Raw genomic sequence first — 24,624 nt, forward strand, 5'->3', positions numbered from 1 at the left:
AAAACAGCGCATGTCTTACTATCATTTTCCTGGTCAACAAACTGGAAAACCAACCTTTGTAAACCGAGTGCATGTGCCAGTTTAATAAAATATGCCCTGCAAAATGGTTGGGATTTCACTAAAGAAAAGAGCGTAATGACGGTGTCGTCCCATCTTTGACTACCGAGAGGTAGGCACATTGACCATTACCGTAGTGCATATAAGTAATATCCGTGAGCAGTACTTTCTCTGGCTCCCTTTGGTCAAACCGGCGATTCAACAGATTAGGGCATGTCTGATGCTGTTGTGTTGCTTTCGCCATTTTGCGATAAGGATTAGCACGTCTAATTGTAGCTGTAAGATGATATTTACGCATTAATCGACGAATCTTTTTATGGTTCATGATTATGCCATCTACACGTTCAATCCGCATTTTAATCACAAGAGCTCCTGCCTTGCCACGCAGAGCATCAAAGTGCTCTTTGATAAGTCGGAAGTCGTGTTGATCAGCATCCTCACGGAGCTGGCGAACCTCTTCGGCAGTACGCCAGCGATAATAACCGCTCGCGCTCACGCAAGCAAGCTTACACAGATAACGTGTCATTCGCTGCAAGTTGTGTTGACGGATGGATTGGTTAATCAATTGGTAGCGCTCGGAAGGCGTCAATGTTTCCTCTGCATCTTCTGCGTTTCGAGCGCATCGAGCTTTTTTAGAAAGTCGTTCTCCGCCTCGAGCAGCTTGATACGAGCTTCGGCACGTTTTAGCTTTTCCTCCATAGACAGCCTTTCTTCTGTTGGTCTGCCAGTACTGCCTTTCCCTCGTTGTTCCTCTAAAAGCCCGTTCTCTCCAAGAGCTGAATACGTGTAGCGCCAACGTTTTAAGCACTGATGGGGTTTGTCATGACCAATGACATCTACGTTAAAACCTGCGTTACGAAAGATCTCCATAGGTGTTTGCCCGCTAATGTATGCTTTAACGGCAGCTAGTTTGAATGCTGGAGCATACGTAATACTTTTATCCGTTACATGCAAGACTGTGAATGTCAATCAAAATGTTGACCACCGTGCTCATCAAAAAATTGACCACCATGGCAAAAATCAATCCACCCGTCGGGTGGGTAACTTTTTCATGATCACGATCTTTGAATGCTCTGCTTAAAGCGATAGCTGTCTCCATTCATTGCAAAGATATGGGCACGATGGGTAAGCCGATCAACCAGGGCTGACGTCATTTGCTCATCTTTGAAAATCTGTGTCCATTCCGTAAATTCCAGATTACTGGTAATGATCATGCTTCCTTTCTCATAGCGGGCCGCACAAAATTGGAATAATAACTCCGCCCCGGTCCGACTCAGAGGGACAAACCCGACTTCATCCAAAATAATCAAATCTGTTTTCAACCATTGCCTCTCTAGCTGGAGGATTCGCTTTTGGGACTGAGCTTCCATAAGCTCGTTACATATTTTAGCGGCAGTCCAAAACTGAACGGAATAGCCATGATGGCAAGCTTCCTTCCCGAGTGCAATGGAGAGATGAGTTTTGCCAGTGCCAGAGTTTCCGATAAACATGATGTTCTCTGCCTTTTCGATGTACTCACAACGAGCCAGTTGAAGCAATTTGGGCTTATTGAGGGACGGAATCGCCGAGAATTCAAATTGATCGAGCGTTTGTTTATGGCAGGATAAAAGTGCAGAGAATTGCGGCGGAAAACTGCAGAGTTCCACCGCAATTCTGAGGCCATGAAAAAGGCACTTGCCAACATCCCCCTACAAAATCTACCCTTGGATTTGGCTAGAATCTGAGGGAGTGAGAGGAATGTTGAAAGTGCCACAACAACAGTATATCCGATTTTTGCGGGAAGTCGAAGGGTGTTCGATTCAGGAAATTGCGGAACGTGTCCAGGTGAATTGGCGAACCGCCAAGAAATATGCGGATCGCGACGATTGGAATGAACCGGTATGCAAGCGAAAAGGCCGCCATCCGGTGTTGGGACCGTACTTAGAGATTATTGACACATGGCTGGAGGATGATGAGCGTCTTCCACGCAAGCAACGCCATACAGCCGTCCGCATGTTTCAGCGGTTACGGGATGAGTACGGCTTCCCTGGCGGGCAGCGAACGGTATCCGAATATGTCTCCAAACGGAAGAAAGCCATGGCAGCCGAACGAGCCGAACATTTTGAGCGTTTGGAGCATCCAGGCGGGGAAGCCCAGGCTGACTTTGGGACGGTGTACGTGGTCAAGTCGGGAGAACTGGTGGAGCGGAAAGTATTGACCCTGTCGTTTCCGTACAGCAATGCCGCCTTTGTGTTCCCGGTTCCGAAAGAAAACACGGAATGCTTTCTGGAGGCCTTAGGGCGGCTATTTCAGCAAATGGGAGGGGTTCCTCGCAAGATTTGGTTTGACAACTTGTCCGCTGCTGTTGTGTCCATCCAGCAAGGCGGAAAACGAGAGTGTACGGAAGCGTTTCGGCGTTTCTGCGCCCATTACCGCTTTGAGCCCCTGTTTTGCAATCCATACAGCGGCCATGAGAAAGGCCATGTGGAAAACAAAGTGGGGTATGGACGCCGGAACTGGTGTGTTCCGCCACCGGTTATCGATACGCCGGAACAACTGGAGACGTATTTGGCGGAAGCTGCCCGTGCGGATATGCAGCGCCCTCACTATGTGAAAAAGCAAACCATTGCCGAGTTGTGGAAGCAAGAAAAATGCAAGCTGCTGACGCTGCCGACGACACCGCTGGAGATTTTCCGGCTGGAGACGTGCCACCTGAACAAATACGCTGAGCTGTCGTTTGACGCGGCTCTCTTCCCGTTGCCGCAGTGTCGGGCCATGCAGCCGGTTTTGGTGAAAGTCAAGTGGGATGTGCTGGAGGTGTTAACGGCAGACGGGACATACACCCCGATTGTGACATTGCCTCGTCCCTATACGGAGAAAGTCATTCCAGTAGATTGGAAGGCGGTATTGAAGAGATATGAAAAACGCCCGCGGGCGGTGATGTATTCTTCCTTTACCAATATGATGCCTCAGGCGCTCCAAACGTTTTTGACGGTGGAAGACATGAATGCACGAAAAGCACGAATTCGCCTGCTCCATCGATTGCTCGACACCTATACGTTGAAGGAAATCGGGCAAGTACTGGGAGAATTGTCGCATCAGCAAGAGCATCTGGCTGTTGCCTTGGAGCATGCCCTTTACGCGATAAAACACCCTGTTTTCCGCCCGGAACCGTTTTCAGAGTCGCATACACCCCCTGCCCTTCACGGGCAGATACCCATACTGGATGAGTACGACCGGATCCTGGGGGTGAGGGTGGAATGAGAGAAGAGCTGGCAAAGGTGTGCAAAACTTTGCATTTGGCGCATGTGATGGAAACCTATGAACAGGTGCCGTTTGAAGATCGGGAGAGCTTCTTGCTGGGAGTCTTGCGGATGGAGATTCAACGGCGGGAGGAGACAAAGCTGAAGCGACTGATAAAGAAAGCCGCGTTTCCCCAACTGAAGACACTGGAAGATTACGCTTTTGAGGCAGTCACCTTACCGGAAACATGTACAAAGGAGGGATTGATCGACCTACGTTTTTTGGAGCGCAAGGAAAATGTGCTGATGCTGGGAAAAGTGGGCACGGGGAAGACCCATCTGGCAACAGCGCTTGGCGTAGAGGCGTGCCGAAGGGGATATGCCGTTCGATTCTTCCGTGTTCCCGATCTGGTTGCGCTCTTGCAGGAAAAACACGCGAATGGGGCACTGATGCGGTTTCAAAAAGAACTGGCAGACTGTGAGTTGTTGATTTTGGACGAGGTTGGGTTTGTTCCCTTTCACCAAACGGGGGCTGAGCTGTTGTTTCATGTTATCTCGGCCTGCTATGAGAGAAACAGTGTGATTGTGACGTCGAATTTGGAGTTTGGGCAGTGGAATACGGTGTTTGGAGATACGCGATTGACGGCAGCCCTTGTGGATCGCCTCGTCCACCACGCCCATATTCTGGCGTTTACCGGAGAAAGCTACCGACTGCGCCATGCTCTATCCAGCATGAAGTCTTCCTAAATTCTTTTGTATTGATGTTGGCAGTGTTCTGCATAAATTGGCCGCCAAACTCTGCATTTTTGAGTTGCAAAATACAAGCGTTTTCATAGAAGGGAATTTGGCGTGCTTGATGCGACTCGCGATTTGGTTAGCATCCCTTTGCTGAACTTCTTGCTCTAGTAGGGCTAAGAGGAACTCCTCGTAGGGAATTTGCCGTTCAGCAGCATCATGGGCGATTTCCTTATAGACACGTTTAATCGCAGGTAAGCGAAGGCGTTTCGCGTAGGTTTCAAGCAGGAAACTCGTACTCAATGAACCACACTCCTTTTCTGTAACAAACGATTGTACTGGCTAAGATCTGGGGCCTTTACCTGAATACGTGGAACAGAGCTATCCTCCGCCAACGAGAGTTGGGGCAAACGGTGTTCCGGCAATGTTCGCTGAAACAATAATTGCCTTACGGCATCATACTGGAACATCCCTTTTTGGCAGGCCTCCCCCAGTGCTTCTTCGACGAGAGAAGTATCGAATTCACGGTGCAAAAGCAAGAGTCGAACGAACTCCTTCATCCCTCCTGGTCGGTTACGGCACTTGTCCAAGAACTTTTGGTAAATGGCGGGTAATCCTGCCTGATGCAATGGTCTAGCATAAAGAACTGCTCCTGGGCGAATAAGAAGTAAATCCAGATAATGATCGTATTGCAAAATCTCCTTTCCTTTTTCCAAGCACCGCTCATGCGTCGCAATCAGGCTTTTTCCGTGATACACCTCAATTTTTTCAGCAAATACTCGGCAAATAAGTTGGGTCGATGCATAGGAAACCGGGACGGAATAGGCATTTTTTTCAATGTGGATCATGGATAGCGTATTGCTTTTCACGGGTACAACACGGAAACAATCCAATGGCCGTGGAGGCAATGGAAGCATGATGGGCAACTCTTGAACAAATGCTTCTCCAACCGTTAGGGAAGACCGGGGAACGGTTGTATTCTCGTAAGAGATACATTTTTCGAGGAGGATTTGATTTAGCTCCTCCAGAGAAGAAACACTAGGAACAGGTGCAAAAAATTGCCTCTGGGCAAACTGTACGAGGTTTTCCACTTGGCCTTTTTGATGCCCTTTTCCCGGATCACAGAAATAGCTTTCAAACAGGTAGTGGGCACGTAGCTGAATAAATCGCTCTTGTTCCTCGCGATTTTTGCCTTCCAATACCTTCTTAACGGCTGTTGTCAGGTTGTCGTATGTGATGACTTGGGGAACAGCACCGAAAAATTCAAAAGCATCTACATGACCTTGGAGAAGAGCCTCTTGCTTCTGATGAGCAAATGTCTTGATGAAAATCTTTCTGCTGTATGTGCAACGCATACAAAAGACTTGAACCTTCACTTGTTTCCCTTGTAAATGAACCGTAACCTCACCCCAGTCAAATTGGGCAAATCGCCCTGGCGGGAAATCAAGAGGGACAAATGCTTTAGGAGGAGAAACCCGCAACTCTCTGACGTAGCGTCGTACAGTAGATTCACCGCCGGTGAATCCATGTTCGTCAACGAGTCTCTGGTAAATACGTTTGGCAGTATGACGCTGCTTCGGGGGAGCCTGTTCATCTTGACGCAGCCATTCCAAGATGATGGGCTTGACAAAATCAATGACTGGCTTCGGCTTCGGTTTTGAAAGCTGGTATACAGGGATTTCCGTTGATGTCAAGGCTTTTCGTATCACTTGACGCGAGTAGCCAGTTTCGCGAGAAATTTGACGAATCGACTTCCCTAGCAGAAAGTGTTGTTTCCTGATAAACTCATAATTAGCCATCTGAAGCATTTCCTTTCCTCCTATATCTTGTTGTCTAGACAACTACAAGATACAGGAAAGAGGTGCTCAGGTGGTCAACTTTTTTATGAGCGATGTACCACTAGGTGGTCAATTATTAGATTAGCATTCACACAAGACATTTGGATTCGACTCCAGCTGCTTTATTTCATGCTCCGAAAAAATCTTTGAACTGCTCCTTTTTTTGCCCATAAATTTTCCCCCTCTCTTTTCGAATTAGGTTGATTAAAACACAAAATGACCCACAAAGAAGCGTTCACTTAGGGATTGAAGAAAAACTTAAATGAACAGCTTCAAGCGGGGCAAAAAAGACCACATAAGAGTTTTTATACTCCTGTGTGGTCTTTTTTTACATTCAGCTAATTTTGTCCCAATAGTTCTATAATCAATAGTTTATCTGCAATATCCTTAATAAAATGAGGAATTTCCTCTATATGTTGTGCAATAGCTTTAGCTTTTCCTGGTTTTGAAGAAATATGATATTTTTCAGATATGGTTTGTTCCATTGAAGTATAATCATCTATTGCTATACGTAAATAGGATTCAAAGTCTTTACCGAAGTATGCATAATCGGCTCTAACAATACAATTTTCAGTTTCTGTATCCCATTCTTCTTCGCAAAAGATGCCATTAAACACATCCCTAGTCTTTGATGCATTCCTGTCACAATCAAATATGGCATAACAATTGTAACCGTATGCTTTAAATAACCTCCAGTACAAGGGGATTGCATCCTTACCGCGACAATTAACAATTTCGGTTCCATGTTCAGCTAAAGAATATCCACTACGTTTTAAATACACTGGCAGAGCAAAATATTCAGTAGCTCCCTCCACTAAAATGATTGTTTCGGCAAACATTCCTTTTAACTGGTCTGAAAATAGTTTTGTCGAGTAAAAATCAACTATGTTTTCTGGTGACACACAATTCTCTGGAACACCTGACCCTATACAAAAATCGCAAAGTTGTTGAGCGGATAGTTGTATTGCTTTAGTAACTCCACCCTCTTTATGTACTCGAACAAGTCCGTCTAAGTATTCTGCATCTATGAATTCTGCGGAATGTGTTGAAATGATTACTTGAATACCACATGAACACATATCTACAACATATTCCTTTAACCATCTTTGAGCTAAGGGATGGAGATGAGCTTCTGGTTCTTCAATAATCAACACAAAATTTTCACCTGTGAATACTTCCATATATGCTTTAACAAAAGCCATTAATAAGACTTGCTGTTCACCAGTGCCGAATTCTTCAAATCCACGAATATTATCTCCCTCTTTTGCATAGATCCGAAGTGACTTTGCATAATTGTTTGGATCATAGGCTGAAAAATCCACAGCCAATGAATGAACAAACCCTTTTACTGCCCCCTTTAGAGCTTCAGAAAATCGATTAAAAAAACCAGAGAATTCATCAGTCTGTTCAAAGGATGCTGTAATTTGATTAAAGGCTTGTGATAATTCATCTTTGTGTTCTGTACTTAAGGCTTCATGTATTTTCTTTGAAAATTTGCTTAACAGGGAGTAGCTACTACTATAATTAAAAGCGCTCTGGATATTTCTTTCAGCATCAATCAAGTAAGATTGACAAGCGGAACGCTCTTCATTTTTTATATATAACCTATTTCCATTAACATCGTGAAAAAGATTATTATTAGCCTGTCCATTATAATTATAACTTATAGTTATCACATCATGTCCATTCCCTCTACTATCATAATGTAAAGGCTCAGAAAATTTAGCAGTTATCTGTGCGGTAGGATATTCACTTTGATTACGTTTAAAGTAATCACTTTCCAACATCTCAATATTTGTTGGATACCTTTCACCAAGTAATCTATTTATAGCTGATAATATATTAGATTTTCCTGCGTTATTCGGTCCAAATAGGACAAGTGGCTTATTTTGAGGAAGTTTAAGAGCCACTTTTTCTATCGACCGATAATGTTTAATTAAAAATGCTTCTAACCTCAATCTTTCACCCCCCTAAATTAAATTACTCTGCCAATACTTCCTTAATAATCTGAGCCATCTGTTTGTTGTTTAACTGATCACGGAAATAAACAGTGTATCCATCTTTCGAGAGCATATCAAAGAAAACACGAGCACAATCAATTTTTGCTTTTTCTGTACCACGTAAGTCGGATTTATTTTCTACGTCTTTTGTTTCGACTACAATGTTAAGCTCTTTCTCACCGGAAGCCTTTCTTACAACATACATGAAGTCTGGACTGTACATTCCACCGGTAATAGTTGGTATGGCAATGCTGCTACGTGGAATTTTTCCATATACAATGACTTCTTCGATGTCCGACATAATATTTTTTTGTTCCAACGGTGAGTCATAAGCGAAAGCATCATATAAATACTTCTCACTTGGAGTTCCCGGAACTATCTTTGTGCCAATACGTCCCTGCGCAATATCTTCACGTGGAGAACCGTCTGAATAGGTGAGTGCTGTTGCACCAACAGGCGTATTGCTTTTTGCATAATGGAATCGACCTTGCAAATTATTGCTTCTCCAGTCATGAAATTGTTGGATAAACATGCTGACAGAATTTTCATTAATACGTTCTGGATTTATAGTTCCATTCCTCTTAACATACTCACACAATGCCTCATGCAATACTTTAATTGGAATGTTTGTAGCATTTGTGATCCTCTTAAGAAATTCATTGTAGGGAATAGGTTTGGATACTATATATTGGGCACCTGTATCTGAAACAATCATCATCTGTGAGCCATCGCTCTTAACGATATCTCTGGAGCTAGTCATGACAACGTCTGTAAAAACACCGGGTTTTTCCAGCAAAGATAAAACAACTTTAGCCATATCAGCATCCAGATCATCATCATAGAAAAGTAGGTATCGTTGATTGATTGCTTCCCATAATTCGCGTATTTCACTGTAAACAGCTTTGCGGATTTTTACAGGTCTTGGTTTTGCTACATTTCGGTCTTTTACCTTACCTGAAGACAATCCTGTAGCAAAGTCCGGGTATTCTGCAAAGAAAGCGTCCCTTGTATCGGGTTTTATATTTAATCGCCTGTCTATGTAATGTTTATCATATAGTGCATCAAAAAGTTCATCTGAAGTCATGCCAAGCTTCTTGGCCACTTGTTCCAATCTTTCTTCGCTAATAGAAGAAGCTTGTGGAATTTCTCCGTTTATTTGGTCTATTAATCGTTTAGCAAAGTCTGCCTCTGTGAAGTCGACAATATAATTAAGCTGGAATTCTTCATTGGAGATTCGATTACCATTCTCATCTACAGGCAGTCGTAAACCTCGTCCAACCTCTTGCAGTTTACTGTTTTCACTTCCACTAGAACGAAGTTTAGCTATCGTAAATACATTAGGGTTATCCCAGCCCTCTTTAAGTGTCCATTTTGAAAATAGAAAACGTAAAGTGTTATAGCTACCGTCTTTATTCTTGAAAGAGAGAAGGTGTTTTTTTCCATGAAGGATAGTTTCTACTTCTTTTGCTATATCTTCATCCGAATCGCTATTGTCCTGTGAAAAATAGCCTGCATGGCAAGCAGAAATATCTGCAAGACTTGCTTCCAGATATGCCCGATATTCAGTATCATGCTCACTGAGGGTAGATAGCACCGATTCTATCCGTTCCTTAAGCAATCTCTCAAAAGCTTGTAATAGATAAGGGGTTTTACCTTCCTCGTTTGGTCGATATGATGATATATCATCGATAAAAAATAATGCCAATGTCTTGATCTTGAAATTGCGACCACAGAAGTTTATTTTTTCTGTTTCAAAATGACGCTCAAGGGCAAGACGCATCATCTGCTCTTGATAAGAGGTCATATAGATATCCACATCCAATTCCTCACCAGTTGACTTTTGAATACCATTAGAAAACTCAACTGTTGATTTGCCAATAGCATGAACCGTAATTCCCTCGAAAGCTTCATTAATGATAGATAGTGAATCTCCAGTTTTAAGAGTAAATGTTTTAGTCGATTCATCACGCTTTTTATACTGAAAGGTAACAGAATCCTTGCTTGTGATGGAAGTGATTTTCACCTTTTCTTCACGCTTGGATACCGGTTCAAAATGCTCCTTCGTTACTCCCTTTATCAAATTTTGATTAAAAGATTCACAGGCATTTAAATCATAGAGCAGGTTTTGGTAGTCTTTTACGGTTATTTTGTTTTTTCCACGTCCACTTGTAGTTTCAGGGAAGGTAGCACCAAAGCGTATAATACACTGTGGTTTTATTTCATCAACGATAACCTTAAATGCCTTCTGGTCACGAGAAAATCTATGTGGCTCATCAATAATAACAACAGGGTTTGTTGCACGAATAGCATCAAGTGGTCTATAAAAACCTTCTACTCCATAATCATAGTCGTCACGGCTAAGCATACCATTTGATCGGACAACAAGTAGTTGCATATTAACTAATAATACATAAATCTTCTTCGTGTTCTGGCAAGAACCTTTTACAAAGTCGCTCACAACACTCGGGAAATAGGAGCGACCCTTTTTCTTGTTTTTTGGTGCTTCTAGTACTCCAACCTCAATCTCTGTACCATAGCCACAAACATCGGAAAAATGTCGCTTTACATATTCATCACGCAAAAACTGTGCAGTTCCTGCTTTAATCGCAAGTGAAGGTACAGCGATAATAAACTTATTAAGTCCGTAACGTTTATGAAGCTCATATATAGTATGAGTATAAACGTAAGTCTTTCCTGTACCGGTTTCCATTTTAATATCAATATTCAAGCAGTCATCAATAGGCATACTGCTTCGATATTCTGAAGGTATATTTTTTTGAATTTCTCTAATATTTGCAGCTAGTTTAGGATCAGAAAGAGAAATGCTTGGATTTTCATAAAATTGTACAGGAGAAGTTATCTGTACCCCATTCAAAGCAGCACTTATTGCATCTACAGCTTTTTGTTGGTGTGGTAATCCTCGTTGTAGGATAAGTTCCATAACATACCCTCCAATCAATAACGGATATCGAAGTTGATACGCAAGTTTTTCTCTGTATCCTTCAACCGTTTCAAATTAATTTTTAAAGCTTCCATTTCCGTCCATGTAAAACTATAACCGAATAACACCACGTTCTCAGGATTAAAGCTGCCGTCAGTTTCATATTTTACTACAATGGCTTCAATCGCCTTATTAGACAATTCCGGGTCAATTAGGTAAAGATGTTTTCCTATATAATAGCCATTGTATCCAGCAAAATTTAACTCCTCAGCATCTGCTGTAAGTCCATATCCATCTCTAACAAGCCACGTTGTAAGGACGGTAGGTTTTCCAAAATCACTAAGAATGTCTTTGTCAGCAAATAATTTATTTTCAGTAGGGTCAAACTTTTCAAGCTTGTCTAGAGTGTTTTGCTCAGGCTCAGCAAGAATAAAGTGCCTAAAACCGAGATCTACCTTAGTGTCTGGAAATTCTTCCTTTATCTTTTTTGCTGCCCTGATAATGCGTTCTATACCAATTTGATCAAGTGTATGAGGTCGGCTTACGCTATCAAGAAAATCAATAACTCGTTGAATTTTAGGTTTCTCCGTTGCAGAGGCATTTTCATATTTTAAATCTAAATCCTCAGGCAATTGTACTGCTATATAACGTCTTTGCCCTTTCGACATTAATTCAGCATTAAGACGCATAACTGCTTCCGCTGTTGTTGCAGAACCAGAAAAAAAATCAACGCATATACTATCATGCTCTGAACCAAGTGTAAGAACCTTTTTAACCAAGTAACTAGGTTTGGGAAAATCAAAGACATCGCCCATATCATAATTTCCTAGTTCGACTGAACCTTGCTCTGTAATCACACCTGTTTCATCCCAAATATCATCATCTTCATCGATTAAATCATCAATAATTGCATCACTAAACCATATAGTCTTTGCTTTATATGTTGTTTTACGATACTTCTCATAAATACCGTATTCACCAGTATTCTTTTTCCTTGCGACCACATTGCTAAGCATAGTATCTTCATTATTATTGGCTTCCAATTTTTTAGTACCCCATCGCCAACAACTTTCTTGTCCTTCGCTGTTTAGTGGGTATACTTCTTCAATAAAGTTACCATGTTTAGTTAATGATATCGGTGAATATCCATTTTTATCTACACGAGTAGTATCAACATAAATTGGATAATATAAATTGGGTCTGTTGAATCTTCCAAATTTCGGGTTTCTGTTTCGAAGTTCCCGTTCTGAGAATTCACTTACATTATCCTCCATCTTAAATGAACCTACTTCTTTCATAAGTTCATTTATCTTACCATCAATATTTCGCGTATAAACTAAAATATATTCGTGTGTCTTTGCTAGTTGTTTGTATGTCTGTCCCCTTTTATTTGATTGAACAATAATTTGTGCAACGAAATTATCAATTCCAAATACATCATCACATATTAATTTAAGATTTGCTTGTTCGTTATCATCTATAGATATAAATATTGTTCCTTCGCTACTCAGCAAATCTCTTGCAAGTAGAAGTCTTGGGTACATGAACATCAACCATGCAGAATCCGATGCCGAACCACGCTTTGTTAAATCTAAAATGCGTTGTGCCTGTTCTTCGCTAATACTTAGTTTTTCCGAAAGCTCTTCCACAGTAAAATTGAACTGGTCATTATACACAAATCCATCTGTTCCAGTGTTATAAGGAGGATCAATATAAATACATTTAACTTGACCTGAATAGGACTTCAAGAGATGCTTTAACCCATCAAGATTATCGCCACTTATGTAGATGTTTTCACTGTTCATATTTTCTGGTTTTGAGTTATGTTCCTCGTCTGGCACAACAACTGTTGTAGTATCAATTGAAGCCAGCAATCGGGAATAATTTTTTCCTAAAAACTTGAGTTCATAACCCTCTCCTGTTACAGCAATCTTATCACTTAAAAATTCCTTAAACCGCTCAATATCAAAGGATCCATCTGCCCTAAAACATGAGGGGAAATTTTCTTTTAATACAGCCATTTCTCGACTGTTCGGTGTTGCACTATCATTGGCATTCATAATATCCTTAATCATTGTTATCATTCACCTTGCCTTTCTCAATTTTATCAGGTACAAACTCTAAAATATCACAAATATCACATTCTAAAGCTGTGCATATTTTTTGAAGTATTTCTGTATTTACATTTTCGTTTCTACCAAGCTTTGTGATAGTTGCCGAGCTAACACCGGAAAGGCGTTGCAAATCTTTCTTTTTCATATTCTTATCAATTAGCAGCTTCCATAGCTTGTTATAATGTATTGCCATTTTTTGCACCTCCTACAAATACTAATAATTATATCACAAAAACACGCTATAAACAGTATAAATTTTTAATCTCACATTATTTTTCGTCTATTTCAATCACAATTTTCTATTTACGCATTTATCTTAAGATGTTCGAATTAAAGCTTTTAGACAAAAAAGTCGAAAAGTCTAATTGAAAAATCCAAAACTACAGCATTAAGCCTTCTTAAATTTAATACCACTTTCGCTCAAATTTGAGCAAAAGCATAAGCATTACAGCTGTCTTTTCTGGAAAAAAGACAGGCTGTTTTTTTATTTTAGGGGTTCGAATCAATAGAATTCTTCGCTTATGAATGAGGAAGAAAAATTTTTTTCTAAAATCCTCAACTAATGTGTTCTACCAAGGCTATAAGGTGAGAGGAAAAATAATCCCCATTAGCTTCCAAGTTAGAAATTAATGAGGCATATAGCTAAGGGGTTAATAATTTCGGCTATTAGTAGAGGAAAGCAATACACAGAAATATTTGTTCCGGCACTCAAACTGCAGGCTTGTGTCTTGTGCATGATGAGAGGAAATTGCCTTAAAAATACTTTGTGGATTTGCCTTTCTCATGAACAACCAATAAAAGCATAGTTTTTCTCTCACTGCTCCTTGACAACTGAATACCCCGAAATGCAAGAGATACTTCAAGCAGAATATGCCATGACGATAATTTCGAGCGTATTCCTTGAAAGATAACGAGGTTGTGTCAAACAAGGCAAACCCTCTTGAACCGTAGCTTTTCGGGTCATTTATAACAGGCAAGGAGGTGAAATAACTGAAAACAAAATATGATAACTTGCCACAGATGCTTAAAGATAAGCCACAGTTTTGTTGTTGGAAATATGAAGCGCGAAGTGGTAGAAAAACCAAAGTTCCCTATAACCCAGTAACGGGAAAAAGGGCAAAAACAGATCAGCTGAGTACATTTTTAGATTTTAGTTTGGCGGTAGCTGCTATAAGTGATTATGACGGTATCGGATTTTTGGTGGGTAATGACATATGTGTTATCGACTTAGATGATTGCTTTGATAGCAGCGGTAAGCTTAAGCCTATTTCCCAAAGTGTTGTAGACGCTTTTAGTGGTTGCTATATGGAACACAGTCCATCTGGGAAAGGGTTGCATATTTTCTTTAAGGCCACTGGCTATAACTTTGACAAGACAAAATATTATATCAACAACAGAAAGTTAGGAATCGAGGTCTATGTGGGCGGAGCAACAAATCGTTTTGTTACCGTAACAGGAAATGTATTTGCAGATGGTGATATACCGGAGAAACCCAATGAACTACAGATGATACTAGACAAGTATATGCTGCGTCCTACCCCTGTGAAGCAACTACTGGATACAGAAAGCCGATCCTATCTATCTGACAAGTCTGTTATTGAGAAGGCATTAAAATCAGCAAATGGAGAAAAATTCAAAGCATTATGGCAAGGAGATACGTCTGGTTATGCTTCTGCCAGTGAAGCTGATTTGGCACTTTGTGGTATGCTGGCATTTTGGTGTGGCAGAGATATTGGACAGATGGACAGACTTTTCCGAAAAAGCGGCTTAATGAGGGATAAATGGAATAGACCGCAGTCCGGCAGTACCTATGGAATGATAACCATAGAAAAAGCTATCGCAAATGCTACTGAAATATACAAACCAGGTGGTAAGCGTTCATCAGCTGCAGAGGATTTTGGTGAATGTTCTCTTGCTGACTTTAAGCCTGAGAGTAACGATCGCTACCCTTGGACGGATATTGGGGCAAGCAGGCTGTTTGCTGATTATTATAAATCTTTTGCCCGCTTTGTTCCCGAAAGGAAGATGTGGTTTTGCTATGAGAATGGCATTTGGATTCCTGATGTCGGTAATCTCAAAGTGATGGAAATGTGTAAATCATTGGCTAATCAACTGCTAACCTATGCTTTGACTATTCAGGATGAACATCAAAGAAAGGCATACATTGACTATTGCCGAAAGTGGCAGTCAAGAAGATACCGAGAAACGGTACTTAAAGATGCACAGAGTGTATATCCCATATCAATGGCTGAATTCGACCAAGACCCGCTTATGCTCAATTGTGCCAATGGAACATTGTTTTTAATGTCTATGGATTTTCGTCCCCACAACAGCGAGGACAGACTCACAAAGATATCTGGTGTTAAGTATGATCCAGAAGCAAAAAGTGAGCGATGGGATAGATTTATTCATGAGATTATGAGCGGAGATGAGGAAAAGGCAAAATTCCTCCAAAAAGCCTTTGGCTACAGTATCAGCGGAGACACTCGGTATGAATGCCTGTTTGTTCTCTATGGTGCTACAACTCGAAACGGTAAAGGTACGCTATGTGAGAGCATTCTTAAGGTATTAGGCAGTTATGGCTGTACCGCAAGGCCGGAGACTATCAGTCTGAAAAAGAACAATAACAGTTCAAGTCCAAGTGAAGATATTGCCCGGCTTGCAGGAGTACGCTTTGTAAATATCTCAGAACCTAGTAGAGGACTTGTCTTAAATGCTGCACAAGTAAAAAGCATGACAGGTGGTGACACCATTAACGCAAGGTTTCTACATGAGAATTCTTTTGATTTTTCGCCAAAGTTTAAGCTGTATATCAACACTAATTATCTGCCCGTTATTACGGATATGACACTGTTTTCCAGTGGCAGAGTGGTAATCATCCCTTTTGAACGACACTTTGATGAAAGCGAGCAGGATAAAAACTTAAAACGTGAATTCGCCAAACCAAAGAATCAAAGTGCTATCCTCAACTGGCTAATTGAAGGCTATCAGCTGTTAAAGAAAGAAGGCTTGACTTTACCTGATTCCGTTAAGACAGCAACGGAGGCTTATAAACGTGACAGCGACAAAATAGCATTATTTTTCGAGGATGCCTTGGAGGAAAGTCCTAACAGTGAGGTGCGGACATCCGAAGTGTATGCCCGGTATCAGCGTTGGTGCAGTGCCAATGGATGTTATTCGGAAAATGCAAGAAACTTCAAACAAGCCTTAACAGCTATCGCCCGTGTAGAACGGAAACGACCACGTTCTGGTGGTGGGATGACCACAATGCTTATCGGATATAAGCTGACAGAAGAAGAATTTTTTCTTATTTAAACACAGTGTAGCAGCTTGTAGCAAGAAAAACAGGTTATATAAAAAATCGCTCTCGTATAGAGAGTTTAGTTTTTACCTGCTACATCTTGCTACAAAGCTTAATACCACTGAAAACACTGGATACAACTTAATGTGTTGATACCTGCCCCTAGGGGAGGTCAAATCTCCACACCTTTACATCTGGACAACGGGCGTGGGGCAACGCGTAAAAAAACGCGGTTTCAAACGGGGTATATACCCCACATTTAATAAAATTTAGGAGGTAAACGATTATGGCAACATCAACAACTTATAATAGAGCGTTTTGGAATGTTATGAAAGGAAAAGAAGAAAATAATCAAAATCTAAGCGAGGGCTTTGATAATGTAGGAGCCTATGTCGCACCAGATGAGTTCAGAGAAGGCTTTAACACTGCTTTGGCAAAGGAGAATATATTCCGCAGATTTGCTACTGTTATCAATCTATCTTCTGCAGAAGGTAAAATTCAAGCGGTATCCTCAACGGGTACAGCAGATTGGGTTGAAGACGGAGATCCAATCCCCGAAAGTGCCGATACATTTACACAGTTTCTGGTGAAATCATACAAGCTGGCATCTCTTGTCAAGCTAAACCGCTCATTCGTCACCGATATGAACTTTAATCTTGAAAAATATCTGATGGGTGATTTTGCGAAGCGTTTTGGCAAGGCTGAGGAAAATGCATTACTTAATGGAAATGGCACAACACAGCCAACAGGTATCCTTACAGCAGATGCAGATGTAACTACAGCAGATAGTGCTACCATCTCTTTTGACGAGATTATCTCTCTGTATTTTTCATTAAAAGATGAATACCGAAATAACGCTGTGTTTATCATGCACGATAATACAGCTATGCTTCTTAGAACCCTTAAGGATACAAGCGGCAGTTATCTGTGGAATCCTTCAGATAACACCATCTTCGGAAAGCCTATAGTTACCTCTCCATATATGCCTACAGTATCAGCAGGAGCAAAAAGCATTGTATTTGGAGATTTATCATACTACTGGCTGATTGAACGTCAACCAATAACGATAAAAAAATTAAGTGAGTTATATGCATTGCAGGGGCAAATTGGCTTTTCTGCTTACGAGAGATTGGATGGCAAGCTAATTCAACCAGATGCTCTGAAAATATTACAAATAAAAGCTTAAAAAATGGATTAGGCACTGGATCATTGATTCGGTTCAGTGCCAGTTCCTTCAAAACATCGGACAGGAGGTCACGATATGGAAAACCAAATTAACAGCCGCACAACCAAATCCGATATCGGAGGTACGGTCTATGTGGTGGAATCACGAGTAAGTGATTCAGCAAAGGAAAGTGCATATTCCAAGCTGAAACGACTGATTACAGTCAACGCAAAAAGCCTTTCAAAGTTATCAGATAGTTCATATAAACCCACGGAAATCAACTCGACTTCTTCAAGGTAGTACGGTAATATACATAGTGCTAAACCGCTTGAAGACTGTCGGAAATGGAGGAGAAAAATGAATAGACAGTCAACATTTAGCACTATACTTAAATCAACAATAGCATTTGAAGAAGCGAAAATTACTGCTCTTTACTGCAGGCTTTCACGTGATGATGAGCTTGCAGGAGACAGCAACAGCATAGTGAACCAGAAGGCAATTCTAAAAAAATATGCTGAGGACAACGGTTTTCGCAACATCGAATTTTATGTGGATGATGGGGTCAGCGGTACAACTTTTGATAGACCAGACTTTAACCGCATGATTGCTGATGTAGAGTCCGACAGAATTGGAACGATTATCATCAAGGATATGTCCCGCTTCGGCAGAGATTACCTCAAAGTAGGCTATTACACAGAGATTATGTTTCCTGAAGCAGATGTACGATTCATTGCTATTAACAACGGTATTGATAGTGCAAACCAAGCAGACAGTGACTTTACACCGTTTCTTAACATTATTAATGAATGGTACGCTAAGGATACTAGCAAGAAAATCCGTGCTGTGTTCAAATCCAAGGGACAGTCCGGTAAGCCACTCTGCACCAATCCACCTTACGGTTATATTAAAGACCCTAAAGACAAGTTGCACTGGATTATAGATGAGAAAGCCGCCGAAATGGTCAGAGATATTTTCCGACTGTGCATGGCTGGCTTTGGACCCACGCAGATAGCAAAGCAACTTGAAAAGCGATGCATTGATACACCTACGGTTCATCTTCGCAAAATGGGTATTAACACTCCAGCAAGACCACCTGAAAACCCATATGCTTGGTCGGCTCGTACCGTAGCAGATATTCTGGCTAAAATGGAATATCTAGGTCACACGGTAAATTTCAAGACTTCTAAAAAGTCATATAAGAGCAAAGTCAAGATATTGAACAATCCAGAAGATTGGCTGGTTTTCAAAAATACCCATGAAGCAATTATTGATGAGGGCACTTGGGAAACAGTGCAGAAAATCAGAGATGGCAAGCGAAGACCATCGCGATTAGGTGAAATGGGAATGCTTTCTGGCATGATGTTTTGTGCCGACTGTGGAGCAAAGCTGTATCAGGTTAGAGGCAAGGGATGGACACACGATAAGGAATACTTCGTTTGTGCTACTTATCGCAAGAAAAAGGGTATGTGCAGTTCACATCAGATACGCAATGTTGTAGTGGAACAGCTTCTTTTAGAAGACTTAAGACGTGTAACCTCCTTTGCCAAAGACCATGAACAGGAATTCATCCGTATAGTTACGAATAATTCAGAAAAGGAACTTGCCAAAGAACTCCGCCAAAGTCAAAAGGAGTATGAACAAGCACAGACTCGCATTGCTGACATAGACAAAATCATTCGAAAGCTATATGAAGACAATGTGATGGGCAAAATTCCCGAAGAGCGTTTTTACAAGATGTCGGCTGAATATGAAGCCGAGCAGAAGGCACTGGAAGAAAGGATATCCAAATTAAAGCATACCATTGATACAGCAAATGAACAGTCCCTCAATACCGACCGCTTTTTGGCACTGGTTAAAAAGTACACAGAAATTACAGAATTGGATGCAGAGATTATCCGAGAGTTCATTGACAAAATTATAGTATTCAAGGCTGAAAAGATAGATGGCCGCAGAACCCAGCGGATTCAAATTTTCTATAACTGCATTGGTGCTATCGACTTACCAAAATAAACGAAAAAACGGCATAGCCGAATATCAACGACTATGCCGAATTTTTTAGGAATTATAAATCCCTATCTGACCGCTCCTAAGAGGGTCACTTTTTTAAAGTGTCCATCTTATGGGTCACAGTTCAGCCTTACTTCAATTCCTTTATTAATTTCTCTGCTTCCTCCAATAATTTATTTCCTTCATCAAAGTGTTTAACTCCTTCAATGATTAACTCGTTGTTGGAAGTTGTAGTGCCTTCCATTATTTTGTCACTCATTTCCTTAAATTCCTTCATACTTTTTTTAGATTCATCACCATAACCCGTGCTAGACATTGAAAAAACGCAGATGTTCCTCTATCGTGGGAGTTGTCGAGACAACCACTGAAAAGGAGGAAATCTGCGTTGTGCCTTGATTTTAGCACAGACTTTGTCAGACTTCCATCATTCCATCTCACTCATTGGGAAAAAACAACGGAAACGGATTGGATCGCTGTTCTGGAACCGAATTCTGCTTGTTATCTTTGTCCGATCTGTCTCCGAGCCAGTACCAACCATGCCCGTCCTGGACGGCGTATTCTTCGTCATCGTTTCGTTCCTTCTTGGGGGACCGTCTGGGTATCCGTTCCCGTGTATCGCCAGCGCTGTGCGAGTTGTGGGCTTACATGGACAGTGGAATGGAACGGTATCCCGCCTCGAGGATTGGTCACCTCTGCTTTTCAAGAGATGGCGGTGGATATGTGCCGCGGCCGGGATTTGCTCTCGGTTGCCAAGCAATTGAGTGTGGCCTACTCGACACTCGAACGCTGGTACTACCAACTGGCCCCCCAACGCCTTGCTCAACCAAAAGAACATGAAGCTCCTGAAGTGGTCTGTCTGGATGAGTTTGCGTTGCAAAAAGGACATAAGTACGGCGTGAACCTCATGGATGCTCAAACCGGTCATATCTGGCAAGTCACAGAAGGACGTTCACGTGAACAGGTACGAAACGCCCTGCAGCAATGGCCCTTTCGTAAGGCTCCCCATGTAGTTGTCACGGATTTGGCTCCAGGAATGGCTGAAACAGTACGCCAAGTCTGGAAGCATACCCTTGTGGTAGCAGATAAATTTCACGTGATCCAGCTTTTCTCGAAAGCGTTGGAAGCTACCCGAAAACGCACTCATGCTCGTGGAACACATCGTCGGGGCAGACATGAGCAACGCCTGCTCCATACGATCCCTGACAAGCTGAAGCCCGAAGAGCTTCAGGAACTGAAGAATTGGTTAGCAGAAGATCCACACCTCAAACGACTCTACTTTGCGCTTCAAGACATAAGAACCGTGTATGCCGTTCAAACCCAAGAGGCAGGCGAGGAAGCACTTCAGAAATGGATTGACGACCATCTCTATTCTCCGACTCCTGCGGTTCGTTCCATTGCCAAAACGATTGTCCAGTGGCGAGAGCCCATTCAGAATTATTTCTCCTTTCGGGTAACGAATGCCAAGATTGAAGGGACACACAACAAAGTGAAGGTGATCAAACGAAGAGCCTACGGCTACCGCAATCTAGAGAGATTCAAGATTCGCATTAGACTGGAGTGTAAACCGGCTACATAACTACGAAAAACTGCGATAGAGGGAGATCAAGCACGTTTTACGGTGAAGAGCTTTTTTTTATATTTCTCATCAAGAACAATTAAATCTTCGTCAGTTGTGGCCTTACTCAATGCTTCATCTGCTAAATTTTCTAAAAGCGTTAGCGTTTGATACATATTGGGAGAAGAATGAATCTTTCCATTTTGTTCAAGTAGTACATTTAAGAAAAAGATTACCTGTGCCTGTATTTTAATATCGTGTAATTTGACCCACTCTTTGTATTCATTGTCAACTTTATTTACAATATTAAAATTTGAAGAATAGTATACAATATTTTCACCAAGGGAAGAATCTTGCTTGACATAAGTTCCAATTAGATTGCTTCCTTTTTCGCCAAAGATTTTCTGTACCGAATCACTTTGGGTACTAACAATAGGAGTAGTGATCTCATATTGAAAATCACCCGACTTTAACGGCTTACCACCATCAGAAAACAAATTGGAAGTAAAAGTTCCTTTCTCGATCTTACCTTTGTCTTGAGCCACATACCCGTTTTTACCCGAAATTTTAATCATAACTTCTGTGCCATCTGGTAAATTTGTCGAAAAAGCCACTTTTACTTTGTTGTCATCTGTTCTTTCAATTTTAGGATCTAGTTTTACTTCTAATTTTGGTGCGCTACACCCTAATAACAAACTTAATATTACTAATAAAGAAAACAAAAACATTCTTGTAGAGTAGAGAACTGAAACTTTCGGGCGACCGTATGGTCGCCTTGCTCATTTCAGCTCCCCCTCATCAAACCGTACGTGAGGTTTTCCCTCATACGGCTTTCCGATGTTCTTCTTTCTTTGGCATTCGGCTTACTTTATCCGGCTAATTTCAATAAACTACCCTGCGTGTTTTGTATGACCTTCAGCTTTCCGGCATGTTTATTCCGCTTGCTTCTTTTCTTGTTGCAGAAGATTGTAAGGCGTTCAATCACATACCAGTCTATCCGTCTTGCCCATCGTTTGGCGATGGGCGAGATGAAGTAGTAGTTCTTGAACCCCCTTAGCTTGCGATTTAGCCCTTTCACTAGCTCTTCTAGAGACAGAAACAGTTTGTTCCTTGGTGCAGTGTATTCCTTAATTTTACGTCTCATTTCCTTCATTGCTTTCTTAGCTGGTACATGAGACATAGCAAATACCTTGCTCCCCCCTTTGTTGAACACGGGGAATTTGCGATGGTGCAGCCCAAGAAAGTCAAACCCAGTGGAATTGTCCCAAATATTAACGAGTCTAGATTTCTCTTTACTGAGACTAAGCTCCAGCTTGTTTAGAATAGCCATCAGCACTTGAATGTGTTTTGCAAGTAGAAAATGCTCAGCTTTGCAGCCAAAATTGCCTAAGCACTTGCCAGCCGTTTGAAACTACAAAGGAATCCTATCCATTGCCTGTTTGAAGCGGAAACTCTCACCTGTGAATGAGAGGATATGAGCGTGGTGTACCAGACGATCAACGAGCGCCGACGTGAGCTTCGTGTCTCCAAACACCGATGTCCATTGGCCAAACTCCAGGTTAGATGTAACGATCACACTCTGTTGCTCATAGCAATCCGCAATCACGTTAAACAATAACTCAGAACCGGTTTGGCTGAACGGCACGTAGCCGACTTCATCGAGAATAAGTAAATCTATCTTTTTCAATTTCTCGCGAAATCGGCTGAGTGTTCCCGCCACAAATTTTTCCTGAAGTACAGAAACAAAATCGGAAGCCCGGTAGAACTGTACCGCCTTGCCCCGGCGGCAAGCCTCCACGCCCAGTGCCGTTGCCATATGGGTTTTCCCTGTGCCGACGGCACCCATTAAGAGTAAATTTTCTTTGCGTTCGAGCCAATCCAATTCCTGGAGCAGCTCCGGACTACTGCCACTAGGGAAAGAGATATGGTCATACACATACCCCTCGAAAGTCTTAATATGCGGGAACCCCGCCTGCTGAACAAGCTTACCTAACTTGGCACGGCGGCGGCCGTCCAGTTCCGCAACAAGGATTTGCTCCACAATGCTACGAATCTGCTCATTCTGTTGAACGGATACGTAGTCCACGACATGCGCCAATCGGAGTTGTCGGCACAAATCTCCCAATGCCGTCGGCATCTCAGCTCACCCCCACAAGTTGATCATAGCGTTGGAGAGAACCTTCTACGCGAGTTCCCGGAGGGGACAACGTCTCCTCCCACGTGACAGGGAGGTCACGACTGCCATATTTTACGCCTAGCACGGCCGTGATGCGCGTAATCGGTGTGTCTTGGCCTAGTAGAGCAATTACCTCTTGAATCTGTTCGATGGTGTAAATATCACACCAGTGCGACATTGCCTGAAGACGATCTTTTCGCTCTGTTAGATCCTTCACGGTTACATACCCTTGCAAGATCTCCGGTAGCATACGGAGAAACTGCGAGTGCGTTACACTACGTGGTTTTTTCAGCCATCCAGCGCATACTTGTGACCACGGAATGTCTACATTTCGTCCCGTATAAGGTCTGGGTACTTCCCGAATTAGCTGGTGTTGGCCGTTTAGAATGACAAGGCGATCCCAAAACGTTTGGATCAGTACCTCACTGCCTGGCGTTGCCATCCCCAGCAACGGAACCGTCAATTCATCCTTCCGAATCTCTCCATACTTATTCACCACTGCAGCACCCAAGCGAAAAGCCTCAAATCCATGCTCCGGCAAGGTAAGCAATTTACGGCGATCATCCTCCCATAGATCTGCGATGCAACGATTTAGGGCATAATGCTGACGACCACGATCACGGCTAGCTTGCTCGGCGAAGTAGGCAACTAACTGTTCATGGCTTTCATAGATGGGAATCGGCACTGCCCAATTGCGCTTGGAGTACCCGCATTTGTTCTCCACGTGCCCCTTCTCATGACCACTGTATGGGTTGCAAAAGACAGCTTCAAACCGGTAGTGAGCGCAGAATCGCTGGAAGCCATCCGTTAATTGCCGTTCGCCCTGCTTCTCGATATGAACGACGGCAGCGGAGAGATTGTCAAACCAGATTCGCTGAGGAACACCTCCCATTTGTTCAAAGCACAGCTTCATCGCCTCCAAAAAGCATTCCTGATTCTCCGCTGGTGTCGGATAGACGAAAGCGGCATTGCTGTACGGAAAAGACATTACCAGCAGTTTGTATGTGACCAATCGATGATCTCGGCATACCTCAATGGTTGTAAAGTCCACTTGTGCCTCACCCGGTGGATGTTCAAGCCGTTCGTACGTTTTGGCACGGTCCAGTTCCATTTCACTTTTTCGTCTCTGCACATAGGCCAATACTGTACGTTGTCCACCTGTAAACTGATGCTCATCGCGCAAACGTTGGAAAATGCGCACACCTGTGTGTCGCTGCTTACGGGGGACCAAACGGTCCTCCTCTAACCAGGTATCGACGATCTCCATAAATGGACCCATGACAGGACTTCTGCCCTTTCGTTTTGTCATCGAGGCATTCCAATCGGTTTTATCGGCATATTTTTTGGCAGTCCGCCAGTGAACACCTACGCGTCCTGCAATCTCGTTTACCGAGCATCCTTCTACTTCGCGTAAAAACCTGATATAGTGTTGTTGAGGCATTTTCAGCATCCTTTCCATTCTCCTTCGCTAAGTTGTCCCAAACCTAACGGTAGGAGGAATTATTGATGCTGAC

Annotated in this window: 21 protein-coding genes; 7 read left to right on the top strand and 14 right to left on the bottom strand. The window is 42.2% G+C overall.

Annotated elements, in window-relative coordinates; translation table 11 throughout:
* Window positions 1-118: 118 nt before the first annotated feature.
* The 3 genes from NST96_RS18760 to istB (NST96_RS18770) form a co-directional block, all read right to left on the bottom strand.
* On the bottom strand, window positions 119-646 hold the full coding sequence (locus tag NST96_RS18760; protein ID WP_342404290.1) for an IS3 family transposase: 528 nt from the start codon (window positions 644-646) through the stop codon (window positions 119-121).
* Complete coding sequence (locus tag NST96_RS18765) at window positions 643-927, bottom strand: hypothetical protein (RefSeq protein WP_340701447.1); 285 nt, start codon at window positions 925-927, stop codon at window positions 643-645. The genes NST96_RS18760 and NST96_RS18765 overlap by 4 nt, the downstream gene beginning before the upstream one ends.
* A gap of 185 nt (window positions 928-1,112) precedes the next feature.
* Window positions 1,113-1,703, bottom strand: coding sequence for an IS21-like element helper ATPase IstB (gene istB, locus NST96_RS18770; protein WP_342404291.1), 591 nt, complete (start codon window positions 1,701-1,703; stop codon window positions 1,113-1,115).
* 91 nt (window positions 1,704-1,794) lie between these two features.
* Between istB (NST96_RS18770) and istA (NST96_RS18775) the strand changes: the two genes are divergently transcribed.
* Both istA (NST96_RS18775) and istB (NST96_RS18780) read left to right on the top strand, forming a co-directional pair.
* Entirely contained in the window at window positions 1,795-3,300 is a 1,506-nt protein-coding gene (gene istA, locus NST96_RS18775; protein ID WP_023555239.1) for an IS21 family transposase, read from the top strand.
* Window positions 3,297-4,025, top strand: coding sequence for an IS21-like element helper ATPase IstB (gene istB / locus NST96_RS18780; protein ID WP_023555238.1), 729 nt, complete (start codon window positions 3,297-3,299; stop codon window positions 4,023-4,025). The genes istA (NST96_RS18775) and istB (NST96_RS18780) overlap by 4 nt, the downstream gene beginning before the upstream one ends.
* Here the strand turns inward: istB (NST96_RS18780) and NST96_RS18785 are convergent.
* The 6 genes from NST96_RS18785 to NST96_RS18810 form a co-directional block, all read right to left on the bottom strand.
* Window positions 4,002-4,316 (bottom strand): ATP-binding protein, encoded by a 315-nt coding sequence (locus NST96_RS18785; protein WP_342404292.1) that lies wholly within the window; start codon window positions 4,314-4,316, stop codon window positions 4,002-4,004. The genes istB (NST96_RS18780) and NST96_RS18785 overlap by 24 nt on opposite strands.
* Window positions 4,313-5,821: an IS21 family transposase gene (gene istA, locus NST96_RS18790; protein ID WP_251256056.1), complete on the bottom strand. Its 1,509-nt coding sequence runs from the start codon at window positions 5,819-5,821 to the stop codon at window positions 4,313-4,315. The genes NST96_RS18785 and istA (NST96_RS18790) overlap by 4 nt, the downstream gene beginning before the upstream one ends.
* A 368-nt stretch (window positions 5,822-6,189) precedes the next feature.
* Complete coding sequence (locus tag NST96_RS18795; protein WP_172920168.1) at window positions 6,190-7,809, bottom strand: AAA family ATPase; 1,620 nt, start codon at window positions 7,807-7,809, stop codon at window positions 6,190-6,192.
* Between the two features lie 22 nt (window positions 7,810-7,831).
* The gene (locus NST96_RS18800; RefSeq protein ID WP_342404293.1) at window positions 7,832-10,792 is read right to left on the bottom strand and encodes a type III restriction-modification system endonuclease; all 2,961 of its coding nucleotides are present in this window, start codon (window positions 10,790-10,792) and stop codon (window positions 7,832-7,834) included.
* A gap of 14 nt (window positions 10,793-10,806) precedes the next feature.
* On the bottom strand, window positions 10,807-12,867 hold the full coding sequence (locus NST96_RS18805) for a site-specific DNA-methyltransferase (RefSeq protein WP_342404294.1): 2,061 nt from the start codon (window positions 12,865-12,867) through the stop codon (window positions 10,807-10,809).
* Window positions 12,860-13,099, bottom strand: a complete 240-nt coding sequence (locus tag NST96_RS18810) for a helix-turn-helix transcriptional regulator (protein ID WP_012103576.1) — start codon at window positions 13,097-13,099, stop codon at window positions 12,860-12,862. The genes NST96_RS18805 and NST96_RS18810 overlap by 8 nt, the downstream gene beginning before the upstream one ends.
* An 827-nt stretch (window positions 13,100-13,926) precedes the next feature.
* On the opposite strand from NST96_RS18810, the gene NST96_RS18815 reads away from it, so the two are divergent.
* From NST96_RS18815 to NST96_RS18830, 4 genes are all read left to right on the top strand, one after another.
* A complete protein-coding gene (locus tag NST96_RS18815) occupies window positions 13,927-16,221 on the top strand; it encodes a phage/plasmid primase, P4 family (RefSeq protein ID WP_342404295.1) in 2,295 nt (764 codons plus the stop codon).
* A gap of 272 nt (window positions 16,222-16,493) precedes the next feature.
* Window positions 16,494-17,393: a phage major capsid protein gene (locus NST96_RS18820; protein WP_195923575.1), complete on the top strand. Its 900-nt coding sequence runs from the start codon at window positions 16,494-16,496 to the stop codon at window positions 17,391-17,393.
* Window positions 17,394-17,468: 75 nt separating this feature from the next.
* Window positions 17,469-17,672 carry a transposon-encoded TnpW family protein gene (locus NST96_RS18825; protein ID WP_195923574.1) on the top strand — a complete coding sequence of 68 codons (204 nt, stop codon included), beginning with the start codon at window positions 17,469-17,471 and terminating at the stop codon, window positions 17,670-17,672.
* A 57-nt stretch (window positions 17,673-17,729) separates the two neighbouring features.
* A complete protein-coding gene (locus NST96_RS18830; RefSeq protein ID WP_342404296.1) occupies window positions 17,730-19,382 on the top strand; it encodes a recombinase family protein in 1,653 nt (550 codons plus the stop codon).
* 127 nt (window positions 19,383-19,509) lie between these two features.
* Here the strand turns inward: NST96_RS18830 and NST96_RS18835 are convergent, their stop codons facing one another.
* A complete protein-coding gene (locus NST96_RS18835) occupies window positions 19,510-19,638 on the bottom strand; it encodes a hypothetical protein (protein ID WP_342404297.1) in 129 nt (42 codons plus the stop codon).
* A gap of 126 nt (window positions 19,639-19,764) precedes the next feature.
* Between NST96_RS18835 and NST96_RS18840 the strand changes: the two genes are divergently transcribed.
* Window positions 19,765-20,955, top strand: coding sequence for an ISL3 family transposase (locus NST96_RS18840; protein WP_172920624.1), 1,191 nt, complete (start codon window positions 19,765-19,767; stop codon window positions 20,953-20,955).
* Between the two features lie 26 nt (window positions 20,956-20,981).
* Here the strand turns inward: NST96_RS18840 and NST96_RS18845 are convergent, their stop codons facing one another.
* The 4 genes from NST96_RS18845 to istA (NST96_RS18860) all read right to left on the bottom strand — a co-directional run bounded on the left by NST96_RS18845 (window position 20,982) and on the right by istA (NST96_RS18860) (window position 24,560).
* Window positions 20,982-21,656: a hypothetical protein gene (locus tag NST96_RS18845; protein ID WP_342404298.1), complete on the bottom strand. Its 675-nt coding sequence runs from the start codon at window positions 21,654-21,656 to the stop codon at window positions 20,982-20,984.
* A 146-nt stretch (window positions 21,657-21,802) separates the two neighbouring features.
* Window positions 21,803-22,078, bottom strand: a complete 276-nt coding sequence (locus NST96_RS18850) for a group II intron maturase-specific domain-containing protein (protein ID WP_342404299.1) — start codon at window positions 22,076-22,078, stop codon at window positions 21,803-21,805.
* 267 nt (window positions 22,079-22,345) lie between these two features.
* Window positions 22,346-23,071, bottom strand: coding sequence for an IS21-like element helper ATPase IstB (istB, locus tag NST96_RS18855; protein ID WP_171506466.1), 726 nt, complete (start codon window positions 23,069-23,071; stop codon window positions 22,346-22,348).
* A 1-nt stretch (window position 23,072) separates the two neighbouring features.
* Complete coding sequence (gene istA / locus NST96_RS18860) at window positions 23,073-24,560, bottom strand: IS21 family transposase (RefSeq protein WP_227278712.1); 1,488 nt, start codon at window positions 24,558-24,560, stop codon at window positions 23,073-23,075.
* Window positions 24,561-24,624 lie beyond the last annotated feature (64 nt).

It is taken from the genome of Brevibacillus sp. FSL K6-2834 (genome assembly GCF_038592925.1).
GTDB lineage: Bacteria > Bacillota > Bacilli > Brevibacillales > Brevibacillaceae > Brevibacillus > Brevibacillus borstelensis.

Bases quoted from the DNA above. Each gene is read 5' to 3' on its own strand.
- NST96_RS18830 (WP_342404296.1), top strand. From the start codon at position 17,730: ATGAATAGACAGTCAACATTTAGCACTATACTTAAATCAACAATAGCA.
- NST96_RS18815 (WP_342404295.1), top strand. From the start codon at position 13,927: ATGCTTAAAGATAAGCCACAGTTTTGTTGTTGGAAATATGAAGCGCGA.
- istA (WP_227278712.1), bottom strand. From the start codon at position 24,560: ATGCTGAAAATGCCTCAACAACACTATATCAGGTTTTTACGCGAAGTA.
- NST96_RS18800 (WP_342404293.1), bottom strand. From the start codon at position 10,792: ATGGAACTTATCCTACAACGAGGATTACCACACCAACAAAAAGCTGTA.
- istA (WP_023555239.1), top strand. From the start codon at position 1,795: ATGTTGAAAGTGCCACAACAACAGTATATCCGATTTTTGCGGGAAGTC.
- NST96_RS18820 (WP_195923575.1), top strand. From the start codon at position 16,494: ATGGCAACATCAACAACTTATAATAGAGCGTTTTGGAATGTTATGAAA.
- istA (WP_251256056.1), bottom strand. From the start codon at position 5,821: ATGCTTCAGATGGCTAATTATGAGTTTATCAGGAAACAACACTTTCTG.
- NST96_RS18810 (WP_012103576.1), bottom strand. From the start codon at position 13,099: ATGGCAATACATTATAACAAGCTATGGAAGCTGCTAATTGATAAGAAT.
- NST96_RS18850 (WP_342404299.1), bottom strand. From the start codon at position 22,078: ATGAGACGTAAAATTAAGGAATACACTGCACCAAGGAACAAACTGTTT.
- NST96_RS18805 (WP_342404294.1), bottom strand. From the start codon at position 12,867: ATGATTAAGGATATTATGAATGCCAATGATAGTGCAACACCGAACAGT.
- istB (WP_023555238.1), top strand. From the start codon at position 3,297: ATGAGAGAAGAGCTGGCAAAGGTGTGCAAAACTTTGCATTTGGCGCAT.
- NST96_RS18825 (WP_195923574.1), top strand. From the start codon at position 17,469: ATGGAAAACCAAATTAACAGCCGCACAACCAAATCCGATATCGGAGGT.
- NST96_RS18765 (WP_340701447.1), bottom strand. From the start codon at position 927: ATGGAGATCTTTCGTAACGCAGGTTTTAACGTAGATGTCATTGGTCAT.
- istB (WP_171506466.1), bottom strand. From the start codon at position 23,071: ATGCCGACGGCATTGGGAGATTTGTGCCGACAACTCCGATTGGCGCAT.
- NST96_RS18835 (WP_342404297.1), bottom strand. From the start codon at position 19,638: ATGAGTGACAAAATAATGGAAGGCACTACAACTTCCAACAACGAGTTA.